The 12,648-nt window shown below is 34.6% G+C and carries 12 protein-coding genes; 5 read left to right on the forward strand and 7 right to left on the reverse strand.

Going from position 1 to position 12,648, the window contains the following annotated elements; all coding sequences use genetic code 11:
* Positions 1–101: 101 nt before the first annotated feature.
* Complete coding sequence (gene purM, locus SFT90_01410) at positions 102–1,145, reverse strand: phosphoribosylformylglycinamidine cyclo-ligase (protein MDX1949140.1); 1,044 nt, start codon at positions 1,143–1,145, stop codon at positions 102–104.
* Positions 1,146–1,392: 247 nt separating this feature from the next.
* Here purM and SFT90_01415 point away from each other — a divergent pair, with 247 nt between their 5' ends.
* Positions 1,393–2,673 carry an AI-2E family transporter gene (locus tag SFT90_01415; GenBank protein ID MDX1949141.1) on the forward strand — a complete coding sequence of 427 codons (1,281 nt, stop codon included), beginning with the start codon at positions 1,393–1,395 and terminating at the stop codon, positions 2,671–2,673.
* On the opposite strand, the gene SFT90_01420 is transcribed toward SFT90_01415, so the two are convergent.
* The 6 genes from SFT90_01420 to guaA form a co-directional block, all read right to left on the reverse strand.
* Positions 2,670–4,328, reverse strand: coding sequence for a ribonuclease J (locus SFT90_01420; GenBank protein MDX1949142.1), 1,659 nt, complete (start codon positions 4,326–4,328; stop codon positions 2,670–2,672). The two genes, SFT90_01415 and SFT90_01420, sit on opposite strands and share 4 nt — an antisense overlap.
* Before the next feature lie 81 nt (positions 4,329–4,409).
* Positions 4,410–5,174, reverse strand: a complete 765-nt coding sequence (locus tag SFT90_01425; protein MDX1949143.1) for a type III pantothenate kinase — start codon at positions 5,172–5,174, stop codon at positions 4,410–4,412.
* A 2-nt stretch (positions 5,175–5,176) separates the two neighbouring features.
* Positions 5,177–6,523: a PQQ-binding-like beta-propeller repeat protein gene (locus SFT90_01430; protein ID MDX1949144.1), complete on the reverse strand. Its 1,347-nt coding sequence runs from the start codon at positions 6,521–6,523 to the stop codon at positions 5,177–5,179.
* Between the two features lie 11 nt (positions 6,524–6,534).
* Positions 6,535–7,155 carry a tetratricopeptide repeat protein gene (locus SFT90_01435; GenBank protein ID MDX1949145.1) on the reverse strand — a complete coding sequence of 207 codons (621 nt, stop codon included), beginning with the start codon at positions 7,153–7,155 and terminating at the stop codon, positions 6,535–6,537.
* A gap of 180 nt (positions 7,156–7,335) precedes the next feature.
* Entirely contained in the window at positions 7,336–8,412 is a 1,077-nt protein-coding gene (gene hisC, locus SFT90_01440; GenBank protein ID MDX1949146.1) for a histidinol-phosphate transaminase, read from the reverse strand.
* Between the two features lie 59 nt (positions 8,413–8,471).
* Positions 8,472–10,013, reverse strand: coding sequence for a glutamine-hydrolyzing GMP synthase (gene guaA, locus SFT90_01445; GenBank protein ID MDX1949147.1), 1,542 nt, complete (start codon positions 10,011–10,013; stop codon positions 8,472–8,474).
* 104 nt (positions 10,014–10,117) lie between these two features.
* Here guaA and SFT90_01450 point away from each other — a divergent pair, with 104 nt between their 5' ends.
* From SFT90_01450 to SFT90_01465, 4 genes are all read left to right on the forward strand, one after another.
* Positions 10,118–10,279, forward strand: coding sequence for a hypothetical protein (locus tag SFT90_01450; protein ID MDX1949148.1), 162 nt, complete (start codon positions 10,118–10,120; stop codon positions 10,277–10,279).
* 24 nt (positions 10,280–10,303) lie between these two features.
* Positions 10,304–10,825 carry a hypothetical protein gene (locus SFT90_01455; protein MDX1949149.1) on the forward strand — a complete coding sequence of 174 codons (522 nt, stop codon included), beginning with the start codon at positions 10,304–10,306 and terminating at the stop codon, positions 10,823–10,825.
* Positions 10,826–10,947: 122 nt separating this feature from the next.
* Positions 10,948–11,778: a hypothetical protein gene (locus SFT90_01460; GenBank protein MDX1949150.1), complete on the forward strand. Its 831-nt coding sequence runs from the start codon at positions 10,948–10,950 to the stop codon at positions 11,776–11,778.
* 80 nt (positions 11,779–11,858) lie between these two features.
* On the forward strand, positions 11,859–12,648 hold a 790-nt coding region (locus SFT90_01465), incomplete at its 3' end, for an AMP-binding protein (GenBank protein ID MDX1949151.1).

Below are 12,648 nucleotides of genomic sequence, written 5' to 3' on the forward strand. Positions count from 1 at the left end.
CCCAATGTTTTAGAATTTGCTAGAGGATATCAACGCCCAGAAGCTGAAATAGGTTATATGTATAGCAGATTTAGTGGCAGAAAAATAGTATTAACCCCCCCCTATTTAGAATAGATAACTTCATCGCCTTTTATAATTTCACCAATCATAAAAGCTTGTTCGCCTTGTTTTTCCAGTTTAGAGATGATTGAATTGGCCTCAGAGCGTTCCACTACAAGCAACATTCCGCAACCACAATTAAAGGTGCGAAGCATTTCTTCGGTTGAAACATTGCCTTTATCTTGCAAGAATTTGAATAAAGGAGGGAACTTCCAAGCGTTCAAATTAATTTGCGCGGTAATTCCTTTTGGCAGAACACGAGGGAAGTTTTCAGTAATTCCACCACCTGTAATATGCGCGAGGGCTTTAATTGGTTGATGGTTAATGGTTGATGGTTGATTGATAATAGATAGCAACTGCTTAACATAAATTTTTGTTGGGGTGAGGAGTTCTTCTCCAATAGATTTTGCAAAGCCGTAGCCATCAACTTTATCAGTAAATTTGATGTTATTATCCGCTAAAATTTTACGAACTAGCGAGTAACCATTTGAGTGAATACCGCTTGAAGCAACAGCAATTACTGCATCGCCAACATTTACATTTTTAGAAGGGAGGATATTTTCACGCTCAACCGCACCAACTGTAAAGCCAGCTAAATCATATTCGCCATATTTATACATACTTGGCATTTCAGCTGTTTCACCGCCAATTAATGCACAACCTGCCTGCTTGCAACCTTCTGCAATGCCTTTTATAACATCAGTTGCGACATTAACTTCCAGCTTACCAGTTGCGAAATAATCAAGGAAAAACAAAGGTTCCGCCCCCTGCACTACTAAATCATTCACGCACATTGCAACTAAATCAATGCCTATTGTATCGTGAATTCCAAGCTCCTGAGCGATTTTTAGTTTAGTGCCAACGCCATCAGTTGAGGAAACGAGAATAGGATCTTTATAGCCAGTTCTTTTTAGGTCAAATAACGCCCCAAAACCACCCAAATCGCAATCAGCACCGATGCGTGTAGTTGCTTTTGCAAAAGGTTTGATGCGGTTTACAAGTTCATTTCCTGCGTCAATATCAACGCCTGCTTCTTTATATTTCATAGATGAAAAATTATTTTTGAATAATTCGTTAAAGCAAAGTTGAGTAATAATCAAAGATTTTATAAACTTATTGCTTAGAAAATTAAAGACATTATTATATTTCTTTAGGGGAGTGATTAATAAGTATAGATTCAATACACTTAACCACTAAATGCGGGGTGACACTTTAGAGGAAAAACAACAGATAATTTAATAAAATCTATTCTTAGTAATCACTCCCTTCTTTAGATTTAACTTGATATAAATTATGCATATTAAACAATCTGTTATTAATTGGGGGCTGATTTTCATCGTATTTGCATTAGCGATTTATTTGGTTTCGGATATTCTTTTCCCTTTTGTATTCGCGGGCGTGATTGCTTATTTTCTGCACCCAATCGCTGATAAGGTAGAGGCATCTGGGTTTTCAAGGTCAGTTTCTACAATCATTGCAATTGCTGGTTTTGGCGTGATTTTAGCCGCAATAATATTTTTTATTGGCCCTGTTTTTATTGACCAATTCAAAAAATTCTCGGTTAAATTTCCACAAATTTTTAGTGAGTTAGAATTTAGAAAAGGTAGTTATGGGCATAAACTAATTACAAAATATGCCCCTGATTTAGATGGCAAAATCCAAGATTTTGCATATAAATTCGCTGTTCAAATTATTCAGTTTATTGCAATTTCAGTGCAATCTATTGTTACTTCAAGCAAGGCAATTTTTAATTTTATTTCTATAGTTATAATCAGCCCAATAGTAAGTTTTTATTTGCTTAGAGATTGGGATTTAATGGTAAAAAAAATTGATGATTTACTGCCAAGAACTAATCTTGGAATTATTAGGGGTGAGCTTAGAAAAATTGACGATACAGTTTCTGCTTATATTCGCGGCCAAGTTACGGTTTGCATTATTATGGCAGTGGTTTATAGCACAACCTTAAGCCTTATTGGGCTTGATTATGCCCTCGCAATCGGCGTGATGACTGGCATTTTGACTTTTATTCCTTATGTTGGAATGTCTTTAGGTTTCATTTTGGCTTTGATGGTTTCATATTTCCAATTTCAAGATTTTGATATGACTATTTCCGTTATTGCAGCTTTCATTCTCGGCAATTTACTTGAGGGCTATATTATTACTCCAAAATTTGTTGGTGAGAAAGTTAATCTACACCCAGTTTGGATAATTTTTGCCTTGCTTGCAGGTGGTTCAATAATGGGCTTTACTGGCGTTTTGATTGCAATTCCAAGTGCTGCTATAATTGGCGTTTTGGTTCGCTCCTCAATTTCAAGATATAGGAAAAGCAGTTTATACTTAGGTTACCCCATTATGGCACTAGAAAAACCAAGAATTAATAGGGGTGCTGAAAGAGGTGGCTCATATTCCGAAAGGCAGAGCCATAGCAATGATTACGATTCAAGCTATGATAGTTCTAATAATATAAATAATCGCAACCCTGATGTTTTCAAATTTGAGAATGACAGGTTTAGAGATTCATCTTCCTCAGATAACTCAAAACCACGCCGTGGCAGACCGCCTAAGAAGATTTAATCTAGCCTATTTATGCATATCTCAACGATTGGATTTTTGTTGAGTTCTTTATCAAAAACATCTTTCACATGACGACGGATTTTCTTGATTAGCTTATCTTCATCAGTTTTTGCGTTAGTTTCAACAATTTCAGCAACGCCATCAATTAGATAAGTTATAAACTCTTGGTTTTCATTTTCATCAACGCTACCGGGGCTTTTTACAATTATATCTGAAACTAACTTACCTTTTTGATTTAAGGTAAAACTTACAATTATAATTCCGTTTTCTCTAAGTTTTCTTCTAACTGCCATTACCGCACCATCTTTAGGTTGAAGCATATAGCCATCAACGCCAAGATAACCAAATTTGATATGTTTCAAACTCTCTGGGTTTTCTCCAGAAATTCTAACCATTTCACCATTTTGGATTTCAACATTTTTAGGAACGCCAATTCTTTTTGCGAGCTTTATATGTTCGTGAATGTGAACTGGTTCGCCGTGAACTGGGATAGCGATTTGCGGTTTCACAAGCTCATACATTCTTGTTAATTCCTCAGATGAAGGGTGGCCAGAAACGTGAACTCTTCTATCTTTTTCAGTGAAAACTTCACATTTTAAGCGAACAAATTTATTCATAATCGCAAAAATTTTCTTCTCATTACCGGGGATAATTTTTGAAGAAAATATCACCGTATCTTTTGCGGTAATTTTAAGATATTGATTTTCACCATTCGCAAGTTTTGTTAGTGCCGCATTAGGCTCACCTTGGCAACCAGTGCAGATTACAAGAACTCTATCACGAGGTAAATTTTTAACATCTGTATCATTAATAAAAGGCTCAATGTCTTTTAGATAACCAGTATTTTTTGCAAATTTTGTAATTTTATGAAGGCTCAAACCAGCAAGTGCAACCTTGCGTTTATTAGCCATTGCGGCTTTGCAGATAGTTTCAATTCTCGCAACATTACTTGCGAAAGTTGAAACATAAACCGTTCCGCGTTGCTCACCAATTAGCTTAGTTAAAGATTCTTCCAAATCACCCTCTGAACCAGAAAACCTATCATTAAAAACATTCGTGGAATCACAAACCATAGCCAGAACGCCCTCTTTACCAATTGCTTCCAGCTTGTTAAAATCAGTAGTTGGGCGAACAACAGGGTTTGGATCAAACTTCCAATCACCAGTATGGAAGATATTTCCAACTGGCGTTCTAAGCATTATTCCATTCATTTCAGGGATAGAATGGGTTATCTGAATAAGTTCTAAATCAAAATCACCTAGATTAAATCGTGAACCCGGATTGATAATTTTAACCTTTGCTTTGCCTTTCATTCCAACTTGCTCGAGCTTATTTTCAACTATTTGAGCAGTAAAAGGCGTTGCGTAAATTGGTAATTGCAGCTTTTCATATAACCAGCCAACTGCACCAAGATGATCTTCATGGCCGTGCGTTAAAACTATTCCTAAGAAATCCTTTTTATTTTCATAAACGAAAGATAAATCAGGTGCGAGCATATCTGCCCCCGGAAAATCATCACCAGCAAAGCCAGCACCTAAATCAATAATAATCCACTTGCCATTATAATGGTAGAGGTTAACATTCATTCCTATTTCGTTTGATCCACCAAGGGGTAAAAAAACAAGATCTTCCTTATTCAATTTTTTATTAGACATTATAGATATTAGATTTTTAGAATTTATTTATTTGGTATTATTGTTAATAAATGAGTTTAGCAAATTGTAAATTGTTAAAAACTAAACCATATCCGCAATTATTTGCAAACCTTTTAGTGTTAAATTTTCATCAATTAAATCTATTTTTTTAGATTTGAAAAAACTTGCAAGCCCGCCTGTTGCAATAACTTTTTTTATATTTTTATTCTCTGATTTTATCTCATCAATTATTCTTTCAACCATTCCAAGGTATCCATAATAAACGCCAGCTTGCATGGCTTCTATGGTGTTTTTTCCGATTGCTTTATTCGGTTTTTTAATAGCAATTTTTGGTAATTTTGAAGTGGCTTCTTGCAGAGCTTTAATTGATAAATTAACACCAGATGCAATCACGCCGCCAATATAATTGCCATTTTCATCAATAACATCAAAAGTTGTTGCAGTGCCGAAATCAATTACAATGCAAGATTTTTTAATTAAATCATAGGCAGAAATTGCATTAACAAGCCTATCTGCACCAAGCTCGTTGGGGTTATCAATTTTAATTTCAATATTGAGTTTATTTTTTACTTCAGAAACTTTTGTTGGATTAATAGAAAGATGTTTTTTACAAAAACTCTCAATTTCAAAATCAGTTTGAGGCACAACTGAAGAAATTATAACCTTAGTAATTTTATTTTTTACATTTAATTTTTGAAACAAAGGCTGGAATAGGGCAAAATATTCATCTGCGGTTCTGTTATGCCTTGTTTCAAATCGAAAAGAAGAAAGAAATTTTCCATTTTTCTTACCTTCAAAAATCCCAAAAACAATATTTGTATTGCCAATGTCTATTGCGAGTAACATAATTATCTCATTTCAATTAAATCAGAGTTGTTACTTATGAAATACATTCTACCTTTCGCAATAACTGGAGAGAGATAAATATCTTCAGGTATATCATATTCTTTAACTAAGTTACCATTTTTAGGAGAATAAGCCCTCAGAGTTCCAGCATTATCAGCGATAAAAATTAAATCAGCCGCTAAAACAGGAGAAGTGAATACTAGATTATCATCATCAATATCTTCAGCATCAGCGAGTAATTTTTTCCAAATAATTTTGCCTGTTTTGAATTCAAAATTCAGAAGCTCACCAAACCTATTTATTACGAAAATAGAATTATCAACTGCCCAAGGTTGACCAACTAAACCAATATTTTTTGTTTCCCAAATTGTTGAGCCATCTTCCTCACTAAGCACCAACATTCTGCCATCACTGGTAATGAATAATAATGCACTTTTATGTAAAAGTGGAGAGTTCACTATGTCGCTAATGATTGCATTTGCTGAGTTTGATAGCGTTGAAGATGTCAAGGCACTCCAATTTTCTGCACCGCTTTCAAAATCTAAATCAAAAATCTCACCTGAAGAATAAGTTATCACAACTTTTCCATTATGAATTAAAGGCGATGGCGTGCCAGAAATATTTGTCCTGCCGGCTAAACCTTCATGCGTCCAGATTGTTTCACCAGTAATTGTATCAAGTGCGTAAGTTTTATTATTCAAAGTTGAAATTATTAGCTTACCATCTCTAGCAATAGGTGCGGAGCGAACTGGGGATTCCAATTTCGCTTCCCATGCAAGCTTACCAGTTTTTGCATCAAGTGCTGCAATTTCCCCGCGTTTAGATGAAGCGAAAATGAGCCCTAAACCATAAGAAATTCCGCCACCTAAAAATTCATCAGCGTCCATAAACATTGAAGTTATTTTACGCCAATTTTTGTTCTTTTTTGCAGAAGTATTATATTTTGCATCAAGCAAATATTCCCAATATAATTTTTCAGGATTTTCAAAATCCCTCGCTTGAATTTCTCCACCACCGCCAAGCGTGAAGATTTTACCTTCCGCAATTACTGGCTCAGATGATAAATCAAAACCATTTTTTGCTTTTTTACCGATGTTTATTTCATTATATTCCCCTTTCAAATCATTAAGATAAACATTTTCAGAGGGCTGATAGCCATTCCTAAACCAAAAATTATTTACAGAAGGGCTTGGCAATTTTGAGAAGAAATCCTTAACAAATTTATCTTTATCAGTAAGGTTAACTTGAAGCTCTTTTTGGTTAGCTTTCTCAACATTATAAGCGGATTTTTCTTCTGAACAGGAAAATAAAAACAGCAATAAAAATAGCGAGATTAAATTAAATTTCATACACAAGAAAATTATTTAGATATTATTGATAATACAACATTTGCCCTTTGTTTTACTGAATCTAGGGCTTTTTCATCAGCGATTATATTATTTAATAAAATCTTAGCCTCGGCAATTTTGCCTTGTTTGATAAAAATAGAAGCGAGCATTTCCCTAGCAATATTATTGAAAACTGAATTATTAACCAAATCAGAGAGTAATTTTTCAGCGTTTTTAGTATCATTTTCTTTTATAAAAATATATGCGAGATTAGTTTTTGCTAAATCAACGAAGGCTTTTTCAGATTTTTCATTTTCAATAATTCTTAATAAATCTTTTTTAACGGCATCATTATTTTCTTTGCTGAGATTGATTCCAGAAAGTTGTAGGTTAGCTAAGTTTGAAAAACCAACATTATTTTTTTTGAAAAGTTTTTCATAATCCTCAGGTTTATTGCTAACAAAACCTCTATAAAAACTTGTACCAGCTTCCATTGAAGAAATTACTGATTGTTTTTTATAAAAAGAATAGAAAAAAGTAACCACAACCGCTAAAACGCCTATCAACACTAGCTTTGAGCCATGCTGAATAATCGCTTTTTCAAACTTTTCTTGTTTCAATTCTGATTGAATTTCTTTTAGTAGATCTGTCATAATCTTATTTATATGGCTATTTTCTAGATATTTGAATTCAACTTACTAATTATTCCCTCTCCCGTTTACGGGGGAGGGTAAGGGTGGGGGCATTAAATTGTAATGAAAACTTAATTTCCTCAAGCCCCCCTCTTAATCTCCCCCCGTAGACAGGGGGAGAAATAATCAATGTTAATTTAATCATCTAAAACTCTTTAGAGATTTTAGCAACTCTAAATTTTCATCTTCAGTGCCGATTGAGATTCTTATGCAAGTTGGAAGTTTATAAGCGTCCATTCTTCTAACTGAAATTCCTTCCTCTTTTAGAAAATTATCAATTTTTTCTGCATTATCTTTTGAGCCAAAATCAGTTAAAATAAAATTTGCAACTGATGGGTAAGGCTTATAACCTAACGCAGAAAATTCTTCCGTAAGTTTTTTAAGCCAAATATTATTATGCTTGATGGTTTTTTTAACAAAATCTTGATCTTCCAAAGCTGCAACGCCTGCAATTTGTGCCACCGATGAAACATTGAAAGGCCCTCGAACTCTATTTATAACATCAATAATTTTGTCATTTGCATAAGCCCAACCCAGCCGAACCGATGGAATGCCATAAACTTTTGAAAAAGTTCTTATCATTATAACATTATCAAATTCATCGCATATTTCCTTAGCATTAACATAATCAGGATTTTCAACAAATTCAGCGTAAGCTAAATCCAAAACAAGCAGAATATTTTGTGGAAGTTTTTTTCTTAATTCCAAAATTTCAGCGTGTGAAAGATAGCTTCCAGTTGGGTTATTTGGGTTTGCGAGGAATAGAATTCTAGTTTTACCAGTTACTTTTTTTAAAATTTCATCAATATCAGCTTTTAGATTCACCTCATCAGCTATAACTGGCTTTGCACCTACTGAAAGTGCCGTTATAGGATACATTAAAAATCCGTGTTTAGTATAAATAATTTCTGCCCCCTGCCCTGCATAAGCTAGGCAAATTAAGGTTATCAACTCATCAGAGCCAGCACCACAAATTATTTTATTGTAATCTAAATTATAGACTTGCCCAATTTTTTTGCGAACTTCTAAACTTGTTCCCTCTGGGTATCTGTGCAAATAGGTAAAATGCTTGGTGATAGCCTCTTTCACGGCATCACTACAACCAAAAGGGTTTTCATTAGATGATAATTTTATTGATCTATTTTTCTTACTTTTAACTGAAGCCCCTGGAATATAAGGCTCAATCTCAAGAATAGAATTATTATAAGGCTTAAGCATTTGTTATTAATTAGGTAGATTTAAGCTGTTATTATCACTTCCATTTTAATGTTGCAAGTCTACTCCCACTCAATTGTTCCAGGTGGTTTGCCCGTTATGTCATAAACAACACGGTTGACACCTCGCACTTTATTTACAATTAAATTTGATACCCTGCCTAAAAATTCATGTTCAAATGGATAATATTCCGCCGTCATACCATCAGTTGAAGTTACTGCACGAAGAGCCAGAACATATTCATAAGTTCTGCCATCACCCATCACACCAACAGATTGCACGGGCAGAAGAACCGTGAATGCCTGCCAAATTTTATCGTATAAACCAGCTTTTTTAATTTCCTCAATATAAACCGCATCAGCCTCTTGCAGGATGGCAATTTTTTCACGGGTAATCGCCCCCGGAATTCTAATTGCAAGACCGGGGCCAGGGAAGGGATGACGTTTAATCATATCTTCTTTCAAACCCAATTCCAAGCCTAACTTACGAACTTCATCTTTGAATAATTCCCTAAGTGGCTCAACTAATTTCATATTCATTTTCTCTGGAAGACCACCAACATTGTGATGCGATTTTATAGTAACAGCTGCGTCGCCGTGAACGGAAACAGATTCAATAACATCAGGGTAAAGCGTGCCTTGAGCGAGGAAATCCGCTCCGCCAAGCTTCCTCGCTTCTTCCTCAAAAACTTCAATGAAAGTAGCACCAATAATTTTCCGTTTTTTCTCAGGGTCAGTAACACCATCAAGTTTTCCTAAGAATAAATCTGAAGCATCAACCATATCAATTTTAATATGGAAGCCATCGAAAAGCTCCTTCACCTGCTTAGCCTCATTTTTGCGAAGTAATCCGTGATCAATAAACACACAAGTAAGTTGATCGCCAATCGCCTTGTGGATTATCGCCGCTGTAACTGTGGAATCAACGCCACCGCTGACAGCACATAAAACCCTCTTATCGCCAACTTGTTTGTGGATTTTTTCAACTTCCATATCAATGAAATTATGCATGTTCCAATCAGGTTTGCAGGCGCAAATATCAAGGCAAAAATTTTTGAGAAGCTCCGCTCCATCAGGCGTGTGAACAACTTCAGGATGGAATTGCACACCGTAAAAATTGCGTTTTTCATCAGCGCAAGCGGCATAAGGTGCGCCATCACTTTCTGCAATTGCGGTAAAGCCATCTGGAAGTTTTGAAACCTTGTCGCCGTGGCTCATTAAAACTTGATGCTCACTGCCAGCCTTCCAAACGCCTTTTGTGAGGCGACTTTCCGCTTTAACTCGCACGAAAGATTTACCAAATTCACGATGATCCGAAGGCTCAACAGCACCACCTAACATGGAGCTCATAAGCTGCTGACCATAGCAAATACCAAGGATTGGCAAGCCTAAATCAAATATTTCCTTGCTAATTTTCGGGCTTTTATCGAAGCCAACACTTGCAGGCCCCCCTGATAAAATTATGCCATTCGCACCATAATTTTTGACAAATTCTAAAGAGGTATTATAAGGTTTGATTTCGCAAAATATGCCAATTTCCCTAACTCTGCGAGCTATAAGTTGGGTGAATTGTGAGCCGAAATCTAAGATGAGTATTTTGTGCATTTTATAGTTTTTTCAGTAATTTCAGTTTAAAGGTTTTCCTCTATACCATCTTGACCATTAAATAAACTATGTTATTTTAGCAACAGTTAACTTGCGGGGGTATTATGGAAAATATAAAAACAGAGCTTGAAGCAATTTTTGGCGAAGGAAAAGTTACTGCAAATAATAGCAATAAAAAATTCTCTATAAATAAAAATGTAGCTGAGGAAATTCTTAGCCAAAAAGGCAATGAAGACCTAAAAACACTTTTTGTATTAGAGGGTTAAAATTACGTTTTAGATTCGGATAAAATGTTCAAGGGGCAATATGGAACACCTATGTGGGCAGCTAATCAGAAAGATCCAAGCTACAACAAAAAGCTTGTTGAATTTGGGGCTGATAGAGCAAGAGTTGCAAAGGTTTTGGGTCAATCAATTAGTGATATCAAAATAGATTTCGGAACAGGGGATTTATTCGTTCCTGCAAATTTAATTTCTAAAGACTTTATAACAATTCAAAGTATTGTTGAAGCTACAAATAAAGATAACTTTGAAAAATTAAATACCACTTCGGGCAAAGAAAATTTTGGTTTGTCTGAATATAGGTTTTCATTTTCTGACTACTCTATTAAAATTCATGCTGATAATGATGGTATTTATAGTCAAATCATTGGAGATGCTGGCCAAATTGATGACAAAGTTATGACTCATGAAGATTTAGCTAAAGAAATTATGAAGAATCTAAATAAATTTAATGGCATTTATATTGATGATAGTCAAATTAACACTCCACCTCAAGATGCAATTAAGCCAAAAGATAAAAATAGAATCTAGATAATGTTGCAATTAATATGCAGCTTTGCTAATCAAAATTCAATTTGTTAATTTTATTTAACAAAAAAGCTTGAACAAAAATTATTTGTAAGCATAAAAGCTATTCAACTTAAAATAATAATATGAATAAATTGAAATCATTTTTTATCGCCTTAGCGATTATTTCAGCTTCAACTAGCTCATTTGCTGCTATTGAAACAACCAAAAAAATTGCTGGAACTGCTGTTAAAGGCACTGCAAAAGTAGTTGGTAAAGTTTTTGATGCAGGCGGTAAAGTTGTAGGAACAGTTTATGATGTGGGTGGCAAAATTGTTGGTGAAACAACTGAAATTGCAGATAAGGGCTATGATAAATTTATTGATAAAAAACTTTCAATTACTCCAACTATTGGAACGCAAGGTCTAGGTATTGAAGCTGCTTATAAAATAAATGATTATTTCGCTGTTAGGGGCGGACCAAACTATATGCAATGGTCTGATAACCCAACTCTTTCTGCACTTACATATAATTATGATTTAGATTTCTTCAATGTTGGCGCTTTGATTGATGTTCACCCGTTCAAAAATGCATTCAGGATTTCAACAGGTGGTTTTTATGGTCAAAAATCGATAGATTTCACTTCAACTCCGTCTGGACCTTCTCAAATTGGAGGAAGCGTTTACTCAGCATCTCAAATTGGAACAATTAGAGGAACAGTTGAAGGTGAAGATTTTACCCCATATTTTGGCTTTGGATACACTAGAAAATGGATGGAAGATGATAATTTCTTCTTTGATGCTGATGTTGGTGTTACATTTGATTCAATCACTACACAGCTTAGAGCAACTGGAACGGCTGCCACTGAAGCATCTTTCCAAAACGATTTAAGAAGTGAAGGAAGAAAAATTGATAACTTCTTTGACTTAATTGAAACTTACCCAGTTATAAGACTAGGTGTTGGCTACAAATTTTAGTAGTTATTTATAAAGATACATTACAAAGGGGCTTTTCTAGCCCCTTTTTTTTATGTAAAAAGTATTAAATTAATTTTTCTATGCAAAATAATCAAAAAAAATTGGATTTTACACCCCATATCAATGCAGAAAATTATGAGGTATTATATAAAAAATCTATTGAAAACCCTGATGAATTTTGGGCGGAGCAAGCTAAAAATTTTCTGAGCTTTGATAAAAAATGGGATAAAGTTTCTGATTATAGCTTCAATCCTGAGAATGTTTATATTAAATGGTTTGAAGGTGCAAAACTCAATTTATGTTATAATGCCGTTGATAGACACCTTGCCACAAAAGCCAATCAAACTGCTATAATTTGGGAGGGTGACAATCCAAATGACACAAAATCAATTACCTATAAAGAGCTTCATCATAATGTCTCAAAATTTGCGAACATCTTAAAAAATAATAATGTTAAAAAAGGTGATGTAGTTACAATTTATCTGCCAATGATTTTGGAAGCGGCCTATGCAATGCTTGCTTGTGCTAGAATTGGAGCGATACACTCAGTTGTTTTTGCAGGTTTTTCATCAGAGGCTTTGAGAGGAAGAATAGAAGATGGTAACTCAAAATTTATTATTACCACAAGTTTCTCAAGTAGAGGTGGGAAGAAAATTCCTCTATTAAACAATGTATTAGATGCAATATCTAATGCGAATATTGCAAGAATTTTACTTATAAATAATGAAACAAATTTTAAGAACGAAAAAATTATAGATTATAATTCTGAATTTGAAAAAGCCTCTGAAATTTGTGAATGCGAATCAATGGAAGCGGAATCTCCGCTTTTTATTCTCTATACTTCTGGCTCAACTGGAAAGCCTAAAGGCT

This window comes from Rickettsiales bacterium, assembly GCA_033762595.1.
Taxonomy (GTDB): Bacteria; Pseudomonadota; Alphaproteobacteria; order Rickettsiales; family UBA8987; genus JANPLD01.

Excerpts from the sequence above, each read along its gene's own strand:
- hisC (MDX1949146.1), bottom strand. The coding sequence starts at position 8,412 with ATGCTTAAGCCTTATAATAATTCTATTCTTGAGATTGAGCCTTATATT.
- SFT90_01420 (MDX1949142.1), bottom strand. The coding sequence starts at position 4,328 with ATGTCTAATAAAAAATTGAATAAGGAAGATCTTGTTTTTTTACCCCTT.
- SFT90_01455 (MDX1949149.1), top strand. The coding sequence starts at position 10,304 with ATGTTCAAGGGGCAATATGGAACACCTATGTGGGCAGCTAATCAGAAA.
- purM (MDX1949140.1), bottom strand. The coding sequence starts at position 1,145 with ATGAAATATAAAGAAGCAGGCGTTGATATTGACGCAGGAAATGAACTT.
- SFT90_01430 (MDX1949144.1), bottom strand. The coding sequence starts at position 6,523 with ATGAAATTTAATTTAATCTCGCTATTTTTATTGCTGTTTTTATTTTCC.
- SFT90_01415 (MDX1949141.1), top strand. The coding sequence starts at position 1,393 with ATGCATATTAAACAATCTGTTATTAATTGGGGGCTGATTTTCATCGTA.
- SFT90_01425 (MDX1949143.1), bottom strand. The coding sequence starts at position 5,174 with ATGTTACTCGCAATAGACATTGGCAATACAAATATTGTTTTTGGGATT.
- SFT90_01460 (MDX1949150.1), top strand. The coding sequence starts at position 10,948 with ATGAATAAATTGAAATCATTTTTTATCGCCTTAGCGATTATTTCAGCT.
- guaA (MDX1949147.1), bottom strand. The coding sequence starts at position 10,013 with ATGCACAAAATACTCATCTTAGATTTCGGCTCACAATTCACCCAACTT.
- SFT90_01450 (MDX1949148.1), top strand. The coding sequence starts at position 10,118 with ATGGAAAATATAAAAACAGAGCTTGAAGCAATTTTTGGCGAAGGAAAA.
- SFT90_01435 (MDX1949145.1), bottom strand. The coding sequence starts at position 7,155 with ATGACAGATCTACTAAAAGAAATTCAATCAGAATTGAAACAAGAAAAG.